This window comes from Collimonas sp. PA-H2, assembly GCF_002564105.1.
Classification (GTDB): domain Bacteria; phylum Pseudomonadota; class Gammaproteobacteria; order Burkholderiales; family Burkholderiaceae_D; genus Collimonas.
On the sequence record NZ_PDBX01000001.1, the window covers coordinates 1042715 to 1062285 of the forward strand.

Annotated in this window: 21 protein-coding genes; 2 read left to right on the forward strand and 19 right to left on the reverse strand. The window is 58.9% G+C overall.

Going from position 1 to position 19571, the window contains the following annotated elements:
• The first annotated feature begins 746 nt into the window (after positions 1–746).
• Positions 747–2099 (forward strand): cytochrome C, encoded by a 1353-nt coding sequence (locus BCF11_RS04745; RefSeq protein WP_098493719.1) that lies wholly within the window; start codon positions 747–749, stop codon positions 2097–2099.
• 221 nt (positions 2100–2320) lie between these two features.
• Positions 2321–2479, forward strand: a complete 159-nt coding sequence (locus BCF11_RS28275; protein ID WP_255407839.1) for a high-potential iron-sulfur protein — start codon at positions 2321–2323, stop codon at positions 2477–2479.
• A 122-nt stretch (positions 2480–2601) separates the two neighbouring features.
• Here BCF11_RS28275 and BCF11_RS04755 read toward each other — a convergent pair whose 3' ends face one another.
• From BCF11_RS04755 to BCF11_RS04840, 19 genes are all read right to left on the reverse strand, one after another.
• Positions 2602–3357 (reverse strand): response regulator transcription factor, encoded by a 756-nt coding sequence (locus tag BCF11_RS04755; RefSeq protein WP_098493721.1) that lies wholly within the window; start codon positions 3355–3357, stop codon positions 2602–2604.
• A complete protein-coding gene (locus BCF11_RS04760; RefSeq protein WP_098493722.1) occupies positions 3354–3896 on the reverse strand; it encodes a hypothetical protein in 543 nt (180 codons plus the stop codon). Before BCF11_RS04760 ends, BCF11_RS04755 begins: the two co-directional genes overlap by 4 nt.
• On the reverse strand, positions 3874–4296 hold the full coding sequence (locus tag BCF11_RS04765; RefSeq protein WP_098493723.1) for a type II secretion system protein: 423 nt from the start codon (positions 4294–4296) through the stop codon (positions 3874–3876). The genes BCF11_RS04760 and BCF11_RS04765 overlap by 23 nt, the downstream gene beginning before the upstream one ends.
• Before the next feature lie 2 nt (positions 4297–4298).
• Positions 4299–4769, reverse strand: coding sequence for a type II secretion system protein (locus BCF11_RS04770; RefSeq protein WP_098493724.1), 471 nt, complete (start codon positions 4767–4769; stop codon positions 4299–4301).
• A complete protein-coding gene (locus tag BCF11_RS04775) occupies positions 4766–7570 on the reverse strand; it encodes a cohesin domain-containing protein (RefSeq protein ID WP_098493725.1) in 2805 nt (934 codons plus the stop codon). The genes BCF11_RS04770 and BCF11_RS04775 overlap by 4 nt, the downstream gene beginning before the upstream one ends.
• Complete coding sequence (locus BCF11_RS28135; RefSeq protein ID WP_098493726.1) at positions 7570–8103, reverse strand: hypothetical protein; 534 nt, start codon at positions 8101–8103, stop codon at positions 7570–7572. The genes BCF11_RS04775 and BCF11_RS28135 overlap by 1 nt, the downstream gene beginning before the upstream one ends.
• Before the next feature lies 1 nt (position 8104).
• Positions 8105–8662, reverse strand: coding sequence for a hypothetical protein (locus BCF11_RS04785; RefSeq protein ID WP_098493727.1), 558 nt, complete (start codon positions 8660–8662; stop codon positions 8105–8107).
• Positions 8659–9198 carry a PilN domain-containing protein gene (locus tag BCF11_RS04790; protein WP_098493728.1) on the reverse strand — a complete coding sequence of 180 codons (540 nt, stop codon included), beginning with the start codon at positions 9196–9198 and terminating at the stop codon, positions 8659–8661. The genes BCF11_RS04785 and BCF11_RS04790 overlap by 4 nt, the downstream gene beginning before the upstream one ends.
• A 12-nt stretch (positions 9199–9210) precedes the next feature.
• Entirely contained in the window at positions 9211–10041 is an 831-nt protein-coding gene (locus BCF11_RS04795; RefSeq protein WP_098493729.1) for a hypothetical protein, read from the reverse strand.
• The gene (locus tag BCF11_RS04800; protein ID WP_098493730.1) at positions 10022–11737 is read right to left on the reverse strand and encodes a GspE/PulE family protein; all 1716 of its coding nucleotides are present in this window, start codon (positions 11735–11737) and stop codon (positions 10022–10024) included. The genes BCF11_RS04795 and BCF11_RS04800 overlap by 20 nt, the downstream gene beginning before the upstream one ends.
• Before the next feature lie 5 nt (positions 11738–11742).
• Positions 11743–12975, reverse strand: a complete 1233-nt coding sequence (locus BCF11_RS04805; RefSeq protein WP_098493731.1) for a type II secretion system F family protein — start codon at positions 12973–12975, stop codon at positions 11743–11745.
• A gap of 9 nt (positions 12976–12984) precedes the next feature.
• The gene (gspG, locus tag BCF11_RS04810; protein WP_098493732.1) at positions 12985–13449 is read right to left on the reverse strand and encodes a type II secretion system major pseudopilin GspG; all 465 of its coding nucleotides are present in this window, start codon (positions 13447–13449) and stop codon (positions 12985–12987) included.
• Between the two features lie 279 nt (positions 13450–13728).
• Positions 13729–14136: a hypothetical protein gene (locus BCF11_RS27910; protein ID WP_158229142.1), complete on the reverse strand. Its 408-nt coding sequence runs from the start codon at positions 14134–14136 to the stop codon at positions 13729–13731.
• Positions 14137–14307: 171 nt separating this feature from the next.
• On the reverse strand, positions 14308–14940 hold the full coding sequence (locus BCF11_RS04815) for an SCO family protein (RefSeq protein ID WP_098493733.1): 633 nt from the start codon (positions 14938–14940) through the stop codon (positions 14308–14310).
• Positions 14941–14993: 53 nt separating this feature from the next.
• Positions 14994–16718, reverse strand: a complete 1725-nt coding sequence (locus BCF11_RS04820) for a cytochrome c (RefSeq protein WP_098497326.1) — start codon at positions 16716–16718, stop codon at positions 14994–14996.
• A gap of 56 nt (positions 16719–16774) precedes the next feature.
• Positions 16775–17653: a hypothetical protein gene (locus BCF11_RS04825; protein WP_233212371.1), complete on the reverse strand. Its 879-nt coding sequence runs from the start codon at positions 17651–17653 to the stop codon at positions 16775–16777.
• A 13-nt stretch (positions 17654–17666) separates the two neighbouring features.
• Complete coding sequence (locus tag BCF11_RS04830) at positions 17667–18503, reverse strand: outer membrane lipoprotein-sorting protein (RefSeq protein WP_098493734.1); 837 nt, start codon at positions 18501–18503, stop codon at positions 17667–17669.
• Between the two features lie 60 nt (positions 18504–18563).
• Positions 18564–19091 (reverse strand): hypothetical protein, encoded by a 528-nt coding sequence (locus BCF11_RS04835; RefSeq protein WP_233212372.1) that lies wholly within the window; start codon positions 19089–19091, stop codon positions 18564–18566.
• Positions 19092–19144: 53 nt separating this feature from the next.
• Positions 19145–19468: a hypothetical protein gene (locus tag BCF11_RS04840; protein WP_098493736.1), complete on the reverse strand. Its 324-nt coding sequence runs from the start codon at positions 19466–19468 to the stop codon at positions 19145–19147.
• Positions 19469–19571 lie beyond the last annotated feature (103 nt).

Genomic DNA, 19571 nt, shown 5'->3' on the forward strand with positions numbered 1-19571 from the left:
AACACTTCAGTGATCACGACATACGCGTCACTGTGATGATGCTCATTCAGAGTAGCAAGCGACTGGCGAAATAAATACCTGTCAAAAATACCTATCAATTTTCGCAGCTAGCGGATGCAGGCATAAGCTTGCGAACGCTGGATCCGGGGTCAATACAGTTTGGCTGGGTGAGAAATGATGAGCCATCAAATTTCCATGGTGAACGCTTCGGCGGAAAAACATGCCATATGAAGCGCTCAACCAGATCTACTCAAACAATATGAATTTTGAAAAAGCCACTTGGCCGGTGGTTTTTTTCGCGCGTCATCTAGCGGCCCGGAAAAATAGAAATAGAGTCGAATGAAATGTAATGCCAGTTTATAGAACAGAAAATTTCTGGCTCGAGGTTAGGCAATGACAAACCAGGTCCCCTCTGTAAATTCCGGTCGTCCCAGCCCCCCCCACCCTGCAGACAATTGCATACTGCACGTCGCCACGGCCAGGGAAAATTTACAAATACACTTTATTTCCTCATTGCAACAATGTAATCTGGCCTACAAGGATCATGCAGCACCGATCCCTCCTGGCTGCTGAAAACGCATTTTGAGTCAAACGAGGCGCAGATCTTGCGCATCGTTATGGGGGAGCATGACGAAGCAATCGTAGTACATCCCCCCAATGACATGTCGCTTCAGACGGCCTAATTTCTACTCATACGATTGTGTATTGCGCTGTGCCGGCAATCCAATGATCAGGGGAGATTCACAATGAACAATATGTACACGTTCCTGAAACGCGTTGCAATTACGTTGTGGCTGCTTATTCCTTTGGGATTAATCTCTAACGCTGACGCCATTCCTCTATATGCGCGGCAAACTGCCTTAAAGTGCGCTTCCTGCCACACCATCTTTCCCGAGCTAACGCCGTTTGGACGAAAATTCAAGCTGGGCGGATATACCTTGGGCGAACGCGAGAAAATTCCGCTGGCCCTGATGACGGTCATTTCCGCCAATTCGATCCGGAACAATACGGACAAATCAACCGGCGAACAACTTTACGGCAAGAACCGCGAAGCTGTCGTAGAGGTTGTCAGCCTTTTCTCAGGTGGTAAATTCACCGAGAATGCGGGCGGCTTTGTCCAATGGACCTACGAAAATCTCGCAACGAATGACGATCATACATTTCATCACCACGGTGCGGTCGACAACGTTGATCTGCGCCTGGTGAAAATGTTCGGCCCCGAAGAAAAGCCATCGTTTATTGGCCTGACATTGCACAATAACCCTACCGTTCAAGACGTCTTCAATTCGGTGCCGGCCTGGAGTTATCCATACTATGCCCCGAGCGTCGCATCTCCAGGCTTAGGCCCATCGACATTCCTCGAATCGGGTTCCCGGGTAGCCGGCCTTGGCGCATACGCGTACGTGCTCGACTCGCTGTATCTAGAAGCGACTTCCTACCAGACCGCCAAGGGCGCGCTCTCGGTCTTGCGCTCCGGTACAGCCATTGCTGACAGGGTCACGCTTTCAGGCAGCAATCCTTACTGGCGCATCGCCTACACTTTCGGCAACGACCAGCAGAATTTCTCGGTCGGCCATTTCGGCGCCATCGCCTCGGTCAACACCCCGGACCAACTGACTCCGGGAGATCGTTTCCGCGACCTGGGATTCGATATGCAGTACCAGTACTTCAGCAAAGACGATCACCATATCATTACGGCCCAGGCTTCCACCATCAGCGAGAGAGCCGAGTGGCGGACTGGCTTCCCTAACGCCAGCAACGATAATCCCTCCTCGCATCTGCGCTCGACCAGGGCCAAGGTGACTTATCTGCGTGACCGCACTTACGGCATTACAGGCGCCGTATTCAATGTCAGCGGCGACGCCGACTTCACGAGATTCGGGACCAACAACGGCAAACCGGATACCTCGGGTTATATCGTCGAACTGAATTATTGGCCGAGCTTCAGGCTCGACTGGGATCCCCAGATGACTGTCCGATTCGGACTGCAATACACCGGCTATACCAAGTTCAACGGCAGCAAAACAAACTACGACGGGACGCTCAGAGACGCCAAGGATAACAACACTCTTTATGCGTACGCGTGGTTTATGTTCTGACGGCAGTCAGGCGTTTACCGATTCTCAACGCGAGCGCAATGGATTGATGTGGGCTGTCCAAGTCGCATTATTTCACTTGGGGAGGAAACGTCATGAATCAGAACAAAAAATACTCGCGCCGGAATATGCTGTGCCGTAGCGGCGTCGTGCTGGGCGCGATCATATTGACTCCTCTCGCGACTCACTCGCCGCCGGCCAAGGCCGGCTCCATGAACAAGGGGATGCTCCATTACCAAGACGTCCCCAAGGATGGAAAAATGTGCTCCGACTGTGCGGCATACACTCCCCCAGCATCGCCAGGGGCGGATACTGGCACTTGTAAAGTCGTGACAGGACCGGTCAATCCTAATGGCTGGTGCATGGCATATTCGCACCGCTAAAGGATAGCGCCGCAAGCTGCGGCGAGAGCATCAAGATTTTCTGCGAACGGTAATGACGGCCGGATTGCCCGCGGCAAGTTGCCGCGGAGCTGAAGCAGTACTTAGTAACCGCCGCCGGACGGTCATTCCGGCGGAGTCGCTGTGCTGTCAGGCTTTTTCTTAGAAGAGATATCTGACGACAAAGCCGGGCCGCCGGCCGCTCCGTTGATGCCGTGCGAGGAATGGCTGACATGCTCGATCAACCCCATGTCCAGCGCCATCAGGATCAGTTCAGCCGAATTGTGCAGACCGAGCTTGTGCATCAGATTGGCGCGATGCTTTTCGACGGTCTTGGCGCTGATATTGAGAAATTCGCCGGTCATGCGATTGGTGCGTCCCTCTGCGACCAGCTTGAGAATGCTGCGCTCACGCGCGGTCAGTTTGTTCCAGGGCGTCACCGCCTTCGGCGTATCGCATCGATGCAGGAAATCGTTGATCAAGTGCATGGAGACGTCGGGGCAAATATATTTCTTGCCGCTGATGACCGTCTGGATCGCAATCACGAACTCATCGTACGAGGCATCTTTCAAGACATAGCCGTCCGCCCCCACCCGCAGCGCTTCCGTCACATATTCGTCGGTCTTGTAGACCGTCAGCACAAGCACGCGGATATCCGGCATGCGCCTTTTTATCTGCGCCGTGGCCTCGATGCCGTTCATGCCAGGCAGCGACAGATCCATGAGGATCATATCCGGATGCAATGACAGCGCCTCGCGGATGGCCTCTTTTCCTTCGCGCGCTTCGCCCACCACCTCATAACTGGGCAACGCCGTGATCATTGAGCGCAGCCCGTGCCGTAGCAGATTGTGGTCCTCGACTATCAGAATTCGGTAGGTCATGGCTTTCCTCCGCTGGCTACGGGTGGATGCGACAATGGCGACGGCAATTTACGGCTGCTTTTCCCCGCTACAGGTGGACTAAACAGGAATCTCCATTGATTGTAGGTCTCAAATCCCTCAAATGCACTATCGGCGCGAGAAAAGCCACTGCGCTTGATGGTCGTCTTGGTCGAACCGCTGACCACGCCGCTGATCTGCTCCCCGTTGCGCAGCAATTCAAATGCCTGGCCGCTGACCGGATCCGCATAGGCGCGCCGCAAATGCCGCACTGGCACCGGAAAACGCTGATCTTCAACCAGGTCGTCAAGACTCGCCGGCAGCGTCTTGCCGGCCCCGGGCGTGGCGTAATAGTAGTGTTCGATCGCCAACCGGTACTGGTCGCCGACATACAGCAACTCCGCCTCGGTTTCGCGTTGCCGCTCGAACGACCAGACTTCGACCGCTCCCATCAGCGCCACCGCCATCAGCGCCAGGGTCAACAGCAGCGCCAGCAAGACGATGCCGCGCGCGGTGCGCTTAATTTGTGGTTGCGCTAACATTCTCACTCTCCGCTGCCTTTGCCGCGCTCCGCACGTCATAAACGCCGCTCAAGGCGGGATCGACGGGAGCAATGGCGATCCAGTTCGGGCTCTCCGTAACCGGGTCTACCGGGACGCTACGCAAATAGTGCTTCTGCACCAGTTCCTCGAGTGTTTCCGGATAGCGGCCCTGATCGCCGAAGAATTTATCGAGCGCGTCGCGCATGGTTGCCAGGTTTTGCTGCTGCACCTTGACCTTGCCGTTATCAAGTGCGACGAAATAGCGCGGCACGGCGAGCGTCAACAGCAGACCGATCACCGCCATGACGATCACCATTTCGATCAGCGTAAAGCCATGCCGGTTGCCGCCGGATTGCCAGCCGGGAGGCTTGCTGCGAGAGAGTGGCGATGGTCGTAACATGGCTACCACTCCTTGTAGGCGATGCCGTTCAAGCCCTTGCCGGCAGAGAGCGATGCGACGTCGTACACATCGTTCCCCGGCACCGGGTCGGTAGGCGGACTGCCATAACTGCGCAAGGCCCAGGTTTGTTCCGCCGGCTGGGCCGGATCGGGGTAGAACGGGTCGCGCGGAACATGGCGCAGGAATACCAGGCGCGAATGATTCACATCCTTGGCATTTTCGACGCCGTTCACCAATACCTCCAGCGAAGGCGGATAGCCGGAGTCGCCGGATTCTTTCGTAATCTGGCCGGTATCGGCTGCGGTTTTATAGTTATCCAGGGCGATACGGATCTGGCGCAAGGCCAGTTTCAGCTCGGTTTCCTTCAGGCGCGTTGCCGAAATTTCATAGAGCGGCAAGGCGACCAGCGCCACCAGGCCAACCAGGGCCAGCGTGATGACCAGCTCTATGAGCGTAAATCCGCGCGTTTTCATGGCTCGATCTTCAGCATCAGCGGTTGTGGCCGGGATATATTCCGCAAAGCGCTGCCGCCGGCGATGCCGAGCTGCGCCAGCTGCATATCCACTTGCGTCTGCTTGCTCGATGTCTTGGCGGCAAATGTCAGGCTCATCAGCGCGCCCGAGCCGGCAAAGAATTTGCCGGCGGAGGCGTCCAGCGTCATGTTGATGCGGCCGGCGGCATCGTTGATGACGGGATCGATGTTACTGACGCCGACCCGGCTGCTGACCTCTCCCGGGCTGGCGCTGACGAAGGACAGCACCCGCGGATCGTAGCGGATGTAGACCGGCAGCGAATGAACGCCATCGAAGCTTGCGGCGTTAAGCGTGACCTTGAATTGATCCCCCGCCCTGACGTTTTCAAGCTTGCCCCAAGTGATCTGCGGCCTGCCATTGGAAATGTTAGCGCTACCGTTGCTCGTATTCGCACTGGCGCCCGCCATCGGCGCCAGGCTTACTGCCGGACTGGCCGATTGAGCGTTCTTGTTTGCGGTATCTGCCGCTACTGCCGGGATGGCAGCTGCAACCACGACCGGTGCGGCGCTTGCAGGCGCGGCGGCGATGGCTGCCGCAGGCATCTCGGCGACCGGCGCAGCCGCAGGCATCGCCGCCGTGGCGGCGACGGGCGCTGCGGCCGGTGCATTATCGGGCGACAGGAGCGCCGACTCATCCATCGGCGGCTTGGCGGATTCCGGCACTGGCGCAGGCGGTGCAGACATGGGCGCAGACGGATAGGCGCCATCGGACGGGGCTGGATTGACGACTGTCCCGACTCCTTGCGGCTGCGTCGCCGATGGCGCCGGCGCACTCGGCGCCACACCGTTCAGGATGGCTGGAGTAACCGGCGGCACCGTAGGTGCGGATACCGCGACCGGCGCCGCCGGCGGCATTATCGCAGCTGCCGGCACAGGCGCCGGCGCAGCGTCGGCGCGCGGCATGTTACTGCTTACGCCGCTACTGGTGCCTGACACGCTGGAAATCGGATCAAGGCGGAACTGGCCAGAGTGAATCGTGGTTTCGGTACCGGACCAGACATCGCGCATGGTGTCTTCGGCAATACCTTGGGCGCGCACGATACGGGGCGTGATCGACAGCACGATCTCGGTCTTGGTATGGTCGCCGTTATGCTCGGAGAACAAGCGTCCGATGATAGGCAATTGGCCGAGGCCGGGAACCTTGGCGGCGGCATTGCGATCGGAATCGCTGATCAAGCCGCCCAGCACCTGGGTTTCGCCGTCGCGCAGGCGCAGGCTGGTCGATGCGCTGCGGGTGCCGATCTGATAGGCGAGCGAGCCGGAAGGCCCAGAGATTTCCTTGACGATATTGCTGACCTCCAGGTTCAGCTTGATACCGACCTCCCCTTCCGGATAGACATGCGGTTCGGCTTCAAGCTTGATGCCGACGTCGATATACTGGATCGAACCGGTGACCACCGAGGCGCCGGTCTGCACCGGCGTCACGGTATTGGTGATGATAGGCACCTTGTCGCCGATCAGGATCTTCGCCTTTTCGTGGTCGCGCACGCGGATGCGCGGGCTGGCCAGCAGATTGGCATCGGTATCCTGCAGCTTGAAACCTATGCCCAGCGAGAATGGCGTGACCTGCAGCTGGCCGCGCGTCAGATCGCCGAGGGCGCCAAGCGTCAGCGCGCCGGCGGCCCCGGTCGGGGTCGATATGGTGGCGCTGTTGGGCCAGCTTATGCCGAGGTCGGTCAGGCGATCTCGGGAAATTTCCAGCACTTCGACTTCCAGCATCACTTCTGCATCCGCCAGATCGTGAGCCGCGATGACCTTGGCGGCGACATCCAGCGCCTCCGGCGTATCGCGCAAGACCAGCGTGTTGGTGCGTTCGTCGACCAGGGCATCCTTGATCTTCAGCACCGACTTGAGCACTGTCAGGATGTATTTCGCATCGCCGTTCGAAATATGGAAGGTGCGTACTTTCAGCTCTTGATATTCTTTTTGCTTGGCCGCGGTAGCCGGATAAATGAACATCGTATTGACGTTGAGTACCTTCTTTTCGAGCTGGTTCTGCAGCAGGATCAGATTGACGGTGTCTTCGACCGAGCCTTCATGTACAAAGATGGTGGTTTTCAGATCGGGGCGCACGTCGCGGTCGAAGATCACGTTGAGGCCGGTAGTGCGAGACAAAGCCTCGAACACCATGCGCAGATTAGCGTCGCGGAACTGCAGCGTGACCGGCTTTTTCATCACCGATTGCGAGGCAGTCAATGCCTCTTTGGCGCGATGCTGGGAATCGATCTCGGTATTCACCTTGCGCAGCAACAGCTGCGCATTGGGGTTGGATGGATTTTCCAGTATCACCACCATGGTGCGTTCGCGCGCCATATCCAGTTTGCCGGCGGCGTACATTTTCTCGGCTTCGGCCAGGATGTCCCTATGGCGCACGTCCATGTCTATGTCAGACACTCCACGGCGGGCGCGCTCGTTGGAACCATCAAGCTGCAGCGCCTCCAGATAAGAATTACGCGCTTCCTTGGTGTCGCCGGCCGAACGCTGCTCATCACCTTGCCGTATCAATTTTTTTGTTTCTTCGTCGAGACGGTTGATGTAGTCAAGCTTGTACGGCAGGTTGCCGGGATCCTGCCGCATCGCTTCGCGCATATTGGCGAGTCCCTCGGCGACATGGCCTTCCTTGATTTGACGCTGGCCGTCCGAGTGCAGCTGCTGGGTCGCGCAACCGGCCAGCGCGCCCATGATCAGCAGCAGCGCAGCCGGACGATGCCAGCTTTTTGACATGGTTTGGATAAGGCGCATTACAGCCCCCCGGAAATCAAAATGGATTGCCGCTGGTTGAGCGGAAGATAGGTCAGGACAATTTCCTTGGCGCTGACGGAATCGATGCGATAGGTGCCCTCCACGGTGTCTCCCGTGGTCACCAGCAATAACTGGTCGTCCTTCGCCAAAAACGCGGTAGGCTTGGCTTGATCCTGCAGCAGTCCGACAAAATTGAAAGGCATGGGCGGCGCGGTCGGCGGCGGCGGCGGTGGCGGCGGCAACTCCTTGGGCGGCGGCGGTGGCGGCGGCAGCCAGCTGTTGGCGGCGAATAAATTGTTTGCTGCGGTCTGATCCAGGCTGCTCCGTACCGGCGGCGCTATCGTTTTTGGCAGAGTGGCCTCTGCCGCGCCCGGCTTGCCGGTCCCCGCTTGATGATTGCCTGCGCTTCGCGTCACCGGCTCAATCACTCCGGATTCGGCAGAGCCGCCCGAAAACACCATGGCGCCATAGGAAACCAGCGCGCCCGCAACCAGCACCAGTCCTATTTGCCGCCGTGAGAATCGGTTGCGCATGTCAGGCTCCGCGGTAGACAAAAGTGAAATGGATACGCGCATCCTGGATCGTGCTGTTCACCGCCGCGCGTTCGATATGCAGTTCGGCCAGCGAAGCATTGGGTATGGCGTTGAGCACGCCGGCAATAAAGCCGCGCAAGGTGTCGTAGCTGGCTTTCACCGGCAGCACCACTTCATAGCTGACGAAGGCCGCGCCCTGCGCATCCGAAATGTGATATTCGCCCTTGACCAGATCTAGCTTGGCCAGCTCAGCTTGCTCCATCAAGCGCCGCAGATCGCCTGCGTTGCGGTCAATCGTCGGAAACCAGGCGGTAAAGCGCAGCAACTGCTCGCTGGTTTTTGGCTGGATCCGATGTTCGAGCCGGGCCCGGTTCAGATCGACCAGCGCGGCGCCGGTCTGCAGCTTGATCTCGCCGGCATTTTTTTCCCAGCGCGGCGCCACTGCCAGAGCAACGATCAAGGTCAGGGCTAGCATCAGGATGCCCACTGCGCCTGGCCAGCCGATGCGGCGCGCAAGCGCATAACGCAGCACCAGCGCGATTGAGCTTATGCGGTTCATTGCTCCTCCCAATGCGCCTGGATTTGAAAGCGGACCGGCGAGCCGGGCTGCGTCTGTATCTGGTGCGAAGTCAGGACGACGCGCTGCAAGCCTGGCTGGCCCTGGAGATAGGACAAGTAATCCAGCATGGTGGCGAGATCTTTCGCCTCGCCGACCAGGTGCAATTGCCGGCGTGAAGCGACCGGCTCCACCGACAACAAGGCCACATGCTCCATCGGCGCCGATTCGAGTACTTTGAGCAGGCGATCCCACGGTGTGTTCAACTGGCCCGCGATCTGTGCCGCGTTCTTAAAATTCTGCAGCTCGGCCGGCGTGACCTTGGCGCCAACCTGGTCGGCATTCTTGACCGAATGGAGGCGCAGCACCATGGCGTCATACACCGTCTGCTGGGCCTTGCGCGCGCTATAAGCCGATGACAGCTGCACACCCGCATAGATGCTTGCCACGGCGCCCGCCATCAGGAGCGCCACGCCGATCGACGGCAATTTGCGACGCTCGGTGGAAAAATCCAGATCCAGTTTTTGGAGAGAGGCCATGATATTTGGCTCCTAGGCGAAATTCGAGGCCAAATCGGATGTTGTGTCGGCTGCGGCAGCCACCTCCGGCCGCGGCGACAGGCGTTGCCAGCGGCTGCGCGCCGCGGCCGGGATATCGCCTATGTCGGCGTCGAAATATATCGGCAATCCAGCGTAGTCCGGCACGCACAGGCGGCGGCAAAATGCCTCGCAGCTGTCGCTCAAGGCGGGCCAGTCATTTTCCGATAAGCGTTCAGCGGCAAGCGCCTGCCATTTGCCGTCCTGCAGCCAGCCGAGCATTAAAGCGCTGCCGCGCAAACGCGCCAATAGTGCGCTGTGGTTCTTGTTGCGTGCAAAGTAACCGTTCCAGAATGCCGCGAAGCCCGGCTCCAGCCGGTTCAGGCGGCATCCGGCATCGTCGCAGGCCAGCCTGATCGCATCCGTCAGGGCCGCCGGCATGCCGCACACGACCGCGCTCAAACCATCCAGCTGGACCGAACAACGCATCACCAGCGAACTGGAATCGATGCCCAAGGTATCCGCCATGCCAAGCGCAGCCAGGCGATCCAGCTCGTCCGCCGGCAGGCGGCGTGCATCAATATTCAGGACATCGTAGTGAACCAGGGTATCGGCCACTTCGACATTCAGCCTGGCTCCATACACGGCGCGCTCTGATCTGCTGCCCAGCTGCGGCAAGATGTCGCGAATCGCCTTGCCGATGCCATCGTATGTAGCTGGCGCAGCTTCGGGCTTGGCGACCGGCACGACGATGTCGTCCTGCCGCAGGCCGGTTTTTGACATCGACGCCGTCACTTGATGCGGCTCGATCACGATTTGCAGCGGCTTATTCCACAGGCGTAACACGATTGATCTCCTCAAGAGTGGTCATACCTGCCGCCACCAGGGCAACCGCCGCTTCGCGCAGCGTTTTCAGGCCGTTTTGCCGGGCCGCATGCTTGATCTTGGAAATGGCGGCGCGCTCCACCATCAAATCGCGCAAAGTGTCGTTCAGCGAAAGCGTCTCCGCGATCGCGCGCCGGCCCTTGAACCCGCTGCCGCGGCAATGCGCGCACCCTACTCCGTGCTTGAAATCAAAACTGGACAGGGCCATGGGGGAAGTACCCAGGCCCGAGCGCACTATCAGTTCCTTGTCAGGGTGATCGCCGGTGACGCACATCGGACAATTGATGCGCACCAGCCGTTGCGCCAGGATGCCGTTGAGGGCAGAGACGAAACTATAGGAATCGACTCCCATGTTGGTGAAACGTCCGATGACGTCGAACACGTTATTGGCGTGCACTGTGGTAAATACCTGGTGACCGGTAAGCGCCGCCTGCACCGCGATTTGCGCGGTTTCCGGATCGCGTATTTCACCCACCATGATTTTGTCCGGATCGTGGCGCAGTATCGAACGCAGTCCGCGCGCAAAGGTCAGCCCCTTTTTTTCGTTGACCGGGATTTGCAGCACGCCGGACAACTGGTATTCGACCGGATCCTCGATTGTCACGATCTTGTCGAGGCCAGTATTGATTTCCGTAATTGCCGCATAGATGGTGGTGGTCTTGCCGCTGCCGGTAGGTCCGGTCACCAGCAGCAAGCCGTAGGGAAGTTGCGACAGCCGGCGTACGAATTCCTTGGCCGGCTCGGCGAAGCCCAGGGTTTCCAGGCTCAAGGTTTGCAGTTCGCCCGACAAATGATAGCGGTCGAGCACACGCAGCACTGCATCCTCGCCGAACAGATTGGGCATGATCGAGACACGCAGATCGATTTCGCGCCCTTCGGCCAGCACTTTGAAGCGGCCGTCCTGAGGAATCCTGCGCTCCGCAATGTCGAGTTCGGAAATCACCTTGATGCGCGACAGCACCTGGTTCGCCAGATCGCTGCCGTCCAGGCGCTTGATCATGCTCAGGACGCCATCCAGCCGGTATTTGATGTTCAGGCCTTGCGGCTGGGTTTCGAGGTGGATATCGCTGGCGCCGGCGCGCAATGCGTCATAGATGGTCGAATTGACCAGGCGCACGATAGTACTCTCGGTGCTGCTGATGTCTTCGATCGAGATCGACAAGGCGCTGTGGTCAATCGTGTTGACGGTGTCGGCAATACCAACCGAATCCATTGCCCGCACCGTTTTCTCGATGACTGCCAGGTAAGAGCGCACATCGCCGGTAGTGGCGATACCCCAGTTGACCGGCTGTTCGGGGCGATTGCGTAAGCGCGCATTGATCCAGGCGCGGGTGCGCACATCCAAAGGATCCGTCGTCACCAGCAGCAATTCCCCCGCGGGTTCGATGAACGCAACGCACAGGCGCTTGCCGGCCTCGATGAACGACAGCAGTTCAAAATCCGGCTTAAGCTGCCGCATCATCACCATCGTCACCGGCCGCATCCTGAAGTAAGCCGCGGCCGCCACAAGATAAGCGGCGGCATCGTCGCCGAAGCCCTCCGCAATCTGTTCGATTGTCTGCTGCGTGGAGCCGGTCTGTTCCTGTATCTCGCGGATGGATTCTGCATCCAAGGCGCTTCTGGCGGGACGGAAAGCGGGAGTGTAGACGTTGTCCATGGCGGTCACTGAATACTGGATGCAAGGTCGAAAATCGGCAAATACATGAGCACCACGATGGCGCCGATAACGAGGCCGATGCACAGCATCAACACCGGCTCGAACAAGCGTGTCGCCACATCGATGGCGCGGCTCAGGGTTGCCTCCTGAAAAGCGGCAATGCGCGCCAGGATCTCGGCCAGCTTGCCGGTGCGTTGCGCCACCATCAGCATGCGCAAGGCCACCGGATCGGCCAGGCCGACCTGCTGCAAGGCCGGGCCGATGGCGCCCCCTTCCCGAATCGACGCCACCGCGCGGACCAGCTTGCGGTTGTCTTCCGGCGTCAGCAGCGAGCCGCACATGTCGAACGCACGAACCACGGGAATGCCGCCTTCGATCAGCATGCCGCTGGTGCGATAAAACTGGGCGTGGCGGAACATCCTGATCAGCGGCCCGACGATGGGCAGGCGCTGCAGCACAGGCAGGTTCCAGCCCGCACGCGAAGCATGGCGGATCGCCCAGATCAGCGCCAGGAAGACGCCGATAAACAAAGCGGCGACCAATTGCGGGTGGGCATGGATGGTTTTACCGAGCTGTATCAGGACCTGCGAAGCAAACGGGATCTCGCCCCGGGTAGACTCAATCAAGGTGGAGAATTTCGGCACCACCACCGCCAGCAGGAACAACACCACCAGCGACCCTACCCCCAGCAGCATCAATGGGTATACTGCCGCCCCCAGCGCCTTGGAGCGGATCGTGCGCAGGGTTTCGAAATTGGCGGAGTAGCGGCGCAGCGCTGCCGCCATGTCGCCGGTCTGCTCGCTGGCGGAGATGCTGGCGACCAGCAGTTGCGGGAAGACATCTGGCCGTTCGCCCATCACTGCGGAGAAATTGCGTCCTTCCTTCAGCGCCTGCACCATTTTTTCGAATACGCGCCTGGTTTCCAGCAGGCGCTCTTTTTCGGCCAGGGTTTCGAGGGCGTCGATGATTCCCAGTCCCGCGTCCAGCAACGACGCCAGTTCGTGTGCGAACAGAGCGATATCCAGGCGTGTGCGGGTGACGCCGGCAACGCCCCGGCCGCCCCAGGAAAAACTGTTGCGGTGCGGCGTGCAGGACAGGACACGCAAGCCCTCTCTTTCGGCGAGCCGGGTCGCCGCCGCCGCATCGATGGCGGCTAATCGCAGCGAGCGCATCGCACCAGCCTTGGCTTTAGCTACAATGTCGAATTCGGCGACGCGGGTGACGGGCGGATTGTTCATGGCGGCCGCCTAGTTAGACATCCAATTGCCGACATCGGCATTCTCGCCGCTGCCGCCAGGCTGTCCATCCGCGCCCAGCGTGCTCAGGTCCAGTTCGCCATGGTCGCCAGGCGATTTGTAGATATAAGGACGGCCCCATGGATCCATGGGCACAGCCTTCTTCAGATACGGCCCCTGCCATTTTTCTTCGTTGTTGGGTTTCACGAAAAGGCTGTCGAGGCCTTCGTCGGTACTGGGGTAATGCCCCATGTCAAGCCGGTATTGATCGAGCGCTTTCTCCAGAGACACAATCTGGGCACGCGCGATTTTGGTATTGGATTTGCCGATCTGGTCGAAATAACGGGGAGCGACCATCCCGGCGAGAAGGCCGATGATGACGATGACGACGAGCAGTTCAAGCAGCGTGAAACCTGCGCGCCGTTGGTTAGGGGCCGGCGCAGGATGCTCCAAACAGGCGGCAGCGAGACGCGTCATTATTATTCTCCCTAGGCCGGCGTATGGTATTTTTTTCGACGGTTCTTCTATGCTTTATTTTTTAGAAGACCCTGCGAGACCGACCCCTATGATCTGTAGATTACTACGGCTTGTCTTAAAAGCTACTGGGTATATTCCCTCCATTTAGGGGGTGTATGGGTAGTTATCCTCAGCCTGGTAAATCGACCTGCTTTCCGCAATGAAGCACGCCCGATAAAGCCCTCGGAAACGCCTCGCGTTTACTCCCGCCGCGCTTTGCAAGGTAGGGCAAGCAAGTAGCTAAAGACCAGCTACCAGCAACTGCGAAATATTCTCCTCAAGCAACCAATAAAAATCGATGGCCGATTTGCTGTTGAAGTTACTGTTGAAGTTGAAGTTGAAGTTGAAGTTGAAGTTGAAGTTGAAGTTGAAGTTGAAGTTGACGCTGCTTTTGAAGTTGGTTTTGAATTCCGCATTGAGACGTTGCCAAATCCGGCGCGTGGCAGCCGGGAATTGTGGGGGACATGTTTGAGCCGAAGGCGAGTTTGTCCCCCACCCGGCTGGCACGCGCCGGATTTGGGGACCTCCTGCGGAGGTGACGGCTTCGGCAGGAGCGGTGCTCCAGCCCTTCTTTTTGGTTACTTTTCTTGCGCCCGGCGAGGGGGCGAAGCAAGAAAAAGTGACTAGCTGCCGGGCTACCCCCGGCAAGCATCCACGGAGTAGCAACCGTTTTAGTTACGCACGAACCTAACGTCGATTGCAACCGCGCGTACTCCGTAGCCCGTTAAATGGGGTCGGAGTAATTTTCGCAAAAGACCGCGAAAAAAAACTCCGACCCCATTTAACTACCGCCTTATTTAATTGGAGAGTACCATTCCCTCACTTCGACGCTACCAATTCATGGTAGGCGCCCAGCAGCTCAGCCACCGTAGCAAAACCATCGATCCGCAACCAAGGCTTGCCAGGCGCCGCACGCAGCAACGTCACCGGGTTATGGTTCATCTTGTCGCCGCGATAGACATCGAAGGCACGCTGCGTTGCAATACTCGCCGCCACCGTCCCGGTGTAATGCTGCCATTCAGGTCCCGCTCCGTATTTCCTTGCGTACTCTTTCAGACGCGCAGGCGTATCCTGCTCCGGATCGATCGAAATCGACATCATGTGCACCTTGTCCCGATCGCTGCCGAGGTCAGTCTGCAACTGCGATAAAGTCTGGCTGATCATCGGACAGATCGAAGTACAGGTGGTATAGATAAAAGTCAGGATGACCGGCCGGCCGTCATTGAGTTCATTGATAAACGACACGGCTTTACCGTCCTCCCTCGTCAGCGAGACCGGCGGCGGCGTATAGTCCACCGTCGAACGCATGATCTCCGACATCATATGATGATGGTGAGCGTGCGGATCAGGCGCGTTTACAGCGGACACGCTAGCGGCCAGGGCCAGCGGCGCAATGCTCCCCAGCACCGCCAGCGCGACGCTAGCAGCCAAGGATTTGATGACTGTATTCATGGCAATTACTCCTAAAATTCAACCAACTTCATCGATCTCGCGCCATCTCGCCGCTACGGCACAATCCAGTCGCCGTCAGCCACCAGCCGCACGCCGTCAGGTTCGGCGAAACGGACGATAAATCCTCCCTTGGAGGCAAAGCGCTGACCCGATGCAAGCGTCAGGCGCGGATAATAGCCAGTCAGGATCCGGCGTTCCAGCATGTCGTCAATGCGCTCGACCAGGTAGTCGCGGACAAACGTGTCGACCATATGGCTCAGCGTTTCTGCAAGCAGGCCGCATGCAAGATAGGTATCTGCCTGCACCTGGATAGAGACAACCGGGATGCGCCGGATCGAGAACCAGCCGAGCGCATAGTCGACGCGGACGCGCCGGCGGTCCGGCAGGTCGAAGGGATAGGCCAGGCGCGTGACGCCGCGCCAGCTCGGCGGCAACGGCGAGCGTTCGAGTCCGCCCATCAGTCCAGACATGAATACAACGGCCGGCGCTGCCGTGTTGGCGAGCGCAGCAATATCGGCTGGACGCAGCCACAGAACAAGCGCATCCACGTTTGCTGACCCGCGCACCGCTTTGGCCACGCTCTCGCCAGGCGCCAGCACGCGGCTTGAGACAGCAATGCCATGAAGTTTCAATGCCGCGGCAAGTTCCCGGGCGCCAGCCTCGCCGTTGTCGTCGGCGCGATAGATCTGACGCACGCTCTTTGCTACAGCGCCATTGCCCGCGTCGAGAATCTTCTTTGCGATCAGATCCGCTTCCAGCATGACCCCCTTGGAAAAATACAGGGAATAAGAGCCGCTGCCGGCGTCGACTGGCGTCTCGACGTTCGGAAAGAGACAGGGTATTTCCTCATGTTCGCAGAAGGCGTGCACCGGCGCCCAGGTCTTGCCGCCTAATCCCGACACCACCGCAAACACCGGCTCCGCTTCCAGATGCTGTTTCAGCTGCTGCTCCCAGCCTGCCGCAGGGCCGGTCAGGTCCCAGACATGCAGCTGCCAGCGGCGATTCACCATGAACATCATTTTGCGCGAGCTGCGCAGGCGCGGAGTTGCACCGAGCGGCGATGCGTTCTTGTCGGCGAAGTAGTGCTCGAGCACATCCAGCATGCCGCGCCGTTTCACCGGATCGGCATCTGGCGTGATGATGGTGGCAAAGTGCAATACCGTATCCGTGACTCCAGGCGGCCTGCGTTTGTCGAGACGCTTCAGATAGGCGATCAAGGCCGTCATGTCGGTGTCGTTCAGCGCGAACTGCGGCATCAGATAGCTAAGCGGCTGGCCTTCGGAATTGAGGCCGGCGCGGATGGCCCTGGCGATGGTCTCATCGGTATACGGATCGCGATCGACGCGTATGCCGTCGACGTAGGGCAGATCCATGTCCTCCATATTTTTGCTGCGCGGATGCAACAGATAGCGGCCGGTGATCGGCGGAATGGTGTTGCGGCCGGCTTTGGCGCCAAGACCGCTGGAGCGATGGCAATTGATGCAGGCCGCATCCGCCCCCTGCAGCCGTACGCCAGCCTCGCGGGTGGCCTCGAGCGGCTCGCCCGAACCCTGTATGCCGCGCCGGAAGATCGCTTCGCCGACGTCTGCCGCCGGATTGCCACCGCTGCTCACGCTGGCGCTTGCAAGTGTTGCCGGCGCGGCAGATAAGGTGCCGGCATCAAGCGCCAATACAAAAAAAAGCACAAGCGCAAGCGATGCGGGTCGCTGCACTCGTGCAAAAACAATTCCACGAAAAATTTTTTTTATCCTGACACAAGCGCGCTCCCCGTCGCCCATCCGCGGAGCCGGCCAGATCGGCTCCACATTCAGCCGCGACAGTTGCGCAGCCATGGCTAGCGGGCCGGCCGACCGGTTTCCCGGGTTGCCTGCGAAGCGCCGCCTATCGAAACCGCTTCGTTACGTCCCTGCGTGCCCGGTTTGGCGAATCTCCAGTCTTCCAGCGGCGGATTGAGCGCAATTTTTTCGATCACAAGCCTATTCTTGGGTTGGCCTGTACCTAGGCCGGTTTCAATAGTGGCCGGAATCTGCAAACCTTCGACATTCTGGTAATTGCGGTAAAACACCGATATCGTCGCTGTCTGGCCGATCACGCTGCGGGTTTCACGGTCGTATTTGATATCCAGAAAAGTCCGGGCGTCGATCCACACGTGATGACTGGCGCCAGACGGCAATTTGACGCGCAACCGATAGGCCTTGTTGCCTTCCACTTCATCAAGACCGTCCAGGCTGACGGCTATCCCCTTGGCCTGGTAATCGATCAAGGGACCATCGATGACCTGCTCCTCATGCGCGAATTTTTGCTCATCCGGCGTGTAGGCTTGCAAGTCCGGCTTGCCGCCGCGGGTCGGACGTAATTTCCATCCATTGGTGCCGTCATAGACGCGCACGGCCACTTGGTTGAGCGCTGTGATTTCAAAGCGCGTCTTGTTTGGACGTTTCAACTCGAGCACAAACGGCAGAGTCGACACAGCAACATTCGCGCTCTCCACATGCCCGACCCAGACCATGGTCTGGATCTTGCGCCAGGCATCCACCCCTCCTCTCGCCGCTTCGTTCTTTTCGACAATCTGGGCCGCGCTCAAACCATGCTCGCTGCCTTGCCCCGCCGCCGATTCTTGTGCCGTCCCTTGCGCCAAGACAGGCGCTGAAGGGCCTGCCGCCATGCAAGCGGCAAACGCCAGCACCGCGATCTGATTTGAAGGCAGTTTCATAGTCGACCATCCTCTATTGGCTGGATACCTTGGCCACCGTCAACTGCGGTTTCGCAAACATGGCGTCGTCCGCCGGCGGATTCAGCGTCACACGCTGAATGCTTATCTTGTGGCTCGCTTTGGCGCCCTCGACCACAGTCTCCATCAGATATGGCACAGTAAGGCCGTTTTCGGTCTTGTAGTCGCGGTAGTAAATGGCGACGTTGTGCATCCTGCCGTCGAGTTTGCGTGGTTCGCCGTCGATTTTCAGCTCCAGGAAACTTTTGGCGTCTATCCACATGCGCCGCTGGACGTGGTCTTTCATCGTCAGCTTCAGCTTGTAGGCGCTATGTCCCTCCACCGGCTCCATGCCCAGCAACTCAACCGTCGTGCCCTTGGCAGCATAGTCAATCAGCGGACCGTCCAAATCCGCCAAGGTAGCGGCCGATCTGGCTTCGGCAGGCGTGTAGGGTTCGACTTCATCGCGTCCCAGAAAAGGTCTGACCTTCCAGCCTTGCGTACCGTCGTATACCTGCACTGCCGTTTGTTCCTGGAAGCGCAGCTCAAAGCGACTCTTGTGCGGCCGCTTCATGGTCATCACGAACGGCAGCGCGGTTTCCTTCTTGCCGCCGGCATCGATTTTCCCCGTCATGCTGACGCTGCCGATCGCACGCCAGGCTTGCAGTCCGCCGCGCGCCGCCACATTCCTGTCGACGATCTGCGCCGCACTCAGGCGGCTGGCCGGGGCCTTATCTATTGCTGCGGCTTTGACGGCTTTGCCAGCCGTGGCATTGGCAGCCGCGGTAACTGCCATGGCGGGCGTGGCCGCCAGTGAGGCCAGGCCAAAGGCCAGCCAGAGAAATCGGTTCATGAGTGCATCCTCCTCAGCTTGTTTATCTCAACTCATCCATCACAGATTGCCCACAGGCGCTTATTCGACCAGCAGTCCGTCAAAATGAAAGGAACCGATCACTACATTGACCCGCTCCCCCGCTTTGATCAGATTGCCTTTATTAGAAAACACCATCCAGTACTCCTGTCCGATTTCCGGCGTACCGGTTTGCCGCAGCTGGCCGATTTTGTCCATGACCGGGATTTGCAGCAAGGCGTGGCTCTTTTGCCCGATCATGTAAGGTTCCGCATTCTTTTCACCCAATGTTTTTGCTCTGGCGGGGTCGGTAACGCGGTAGCTGAAGCGGATCAGGTTGCCTGATGCGGTTTGACGCACGCTCAGGTTGTCGACGCCGCCATAAGCCTGGTAGAAAGCCTTGGCGTGCTTCGGTATCTTCACCGGCTGATAGGGAGAAGACTTGGGCGTCGACCCGCGCGCGGCGCCAGGAATAGCTGATGGCGCCTGCTGTCCCTGGGCAGCTTGCGCCAGGGCGACAGCGCTCCACAGGCTGCACGCCAGCAGCGTCGCCATGGTCGCTAATTTCACTGTCTCTCTGGACGTGTTCATGTTTTTCCCTGTTGGCCACACTGGTTGCGTGGCTTACCCTGCCCATTCTTGCACTAGTTATTTGACTCCAGGGCGCCGGCACATGCCTCAATCACTTCCTCTTTTTTCGCCACCGCCAATTGTCCGGCGATAGATTCATAGCCACGCTGATACTCCTTGGTCTTGCGCACAGCCGCGAGGTCTTCAGCAGATACATCGACGGTCAGGGGCGCCAGCAATTCCCGGTACCTGGCGCTGTCCGCCGGCTTGATCTGGCTGCAATGGGCAACCACGGCTTCCATCTGCCCAAGCGTTATGCCATCCACCGCTTGCGCAGCAGTTACCGTCAGCGAAAAGCCGGCTGCCGCGCACCAGGAAACCAGTAAAGAAAGTTTCATGTTATCCCTGCCTCCCAACAGATTGCCGCTGGAGACAGCCAGGAGAATAGCTCTCTCTCAGCCCGCCAACGGCAGATTGCCGGCTGCCCACGGCAACTTCCCG

Bases quoted from the DNA above. Each gene is read 5' to 3' on its own strand.
- BCF11_RS04775 (WP_098493725.1), bottom strand. From the start codon at position 7,570: ATGCGCCTTATCCAAACCATGTCAAAAAGCTGGCATCGTCCGGCTGCG.
- BCF11_RS04825 (WP_233212371.1), bottom strand. From the start codon at position 17,653: ATGAAACTGCCTTCAAATCAGATCGCGGTGCTGGCGTTTGCCGCTTGC.
- gspG (WP_098493732.1), bottom strand. From the start codon at position 13,449: ATGACGCGTCTCGCTGCCGCCTGTTTGGAGCATCCTGCGCCGGCCCCT.
- BCF11_RS04805 (WP_098493731.1), bottom strand. From the start codon at position 12,975: ATGAACAATCCGCCCGTCACCCGCGTCGCCGAATTCGACATTGTAGCT.
- BCF11_RS04745 (WP_098493719.1), top strand. From the start codon at position 747: ATGAACAATATGTACACGTTCCTGAAACGCGTTGCAATTACGTTGTGG.
- BCF11_RS04755 (WP_098493721.1), bottom strand. From the start codon at position 3,357: ATGACCTACCGAATTCTGATAGTCGAGGACCACAATCTGCTACGGCAC.
- BCF11_RS04770 (WP_098493724.1), bottom strand. From the start codon at position 4,769: ATGAAAACGCGCGGATTTACGCTCATAGAGCTGGTCATCACGCTGGCC.
- BCF11_RS28275 (WP_255407839.1), top strand. From the start codon at position 2,321: ATGCTCCATTACCAAGACGTCCCCAAGGATGGAAAAATGTGCTCCGAC.
- BCF11_RS04835 (WP_233212372.1), bottom strand. From the start codon at position 19,091: ATGAACACGTCCAGAGAGACAGTGAAATTAGCGACCATGGCGACGCTG.
- BCF11_RS04820 (WP_098497326.1), bottom strand. From the start codon at position 16,718: ATGGGCGACGGGGAGCGCGCTTGTGTCAGGATAAAAAAAATTTTTCGT.
- BCF11_RS04785 (WP_098493727.1), bottom strand. From the start codon at position 8,662: ATGAACCGCATAAGCTCAATCGCGCTGGTGCTGCGTTATGCGCTTGCG.
- BCF11_RS04830 (WP_098493734.1), bottom strand. From the start codon at position 18,503: ATGAACCGATTTCTCTGGCTGGCCTTTGGCCTGGCCTCACTGGCGGCC.
- BCF11_RS04840 (WP_098493736.1), bottom strand. From the start codon at position 19,468: ATGAAACTTTCTTTACTGGTTTCCTGGTGCGCGGCAGCCGGCTTTTCG.
- BCF11_RS04760 (WP_098493722.1), bottom strand. From the start codon at position 3,896: ATGTTAGCGCAACCACAAATTAAGCGCACCGCGCGCGGCATCGTCTTG.
- BCF11_RS04815 (WP_098493733.1), bottom strand. From the start codon at position 14,940: ATGAATACAGTCATCAAATCCTTGGCTGCTAGCGTCGCGCTGGCGGTG.
- BCF11_RS04800 (WP_098493730.1), bottom strand. From the start codon at position 11,737: ATGGACAACGTCTACACTCCCGCTTTCCGTCCCGCCAGAAGCGCCTTG.
- BCF11_RS28135 (WP_098493726.1), bottom strand. From the start codon at position 8,103: ATGCGCAACCGATTCTCACGGCGGCAAATAGGACTGGTGCTGGTTGCG.
- BCF11_RS04790 (WP_098493728.1), bottom strand. From the start codon at position 9,198: ATGGCCTCTCTCCAAAAACTGGATCTGGATTTTTCCACCGAGCGTCGC.
- BCF11_RS04765 (WP_098493723.1), bottom strand. From the start codon at position 4,296: ATGTTACGACCATCGCCACTCTCTCGCAGCAAGCCTCCCGGCTGGCAA.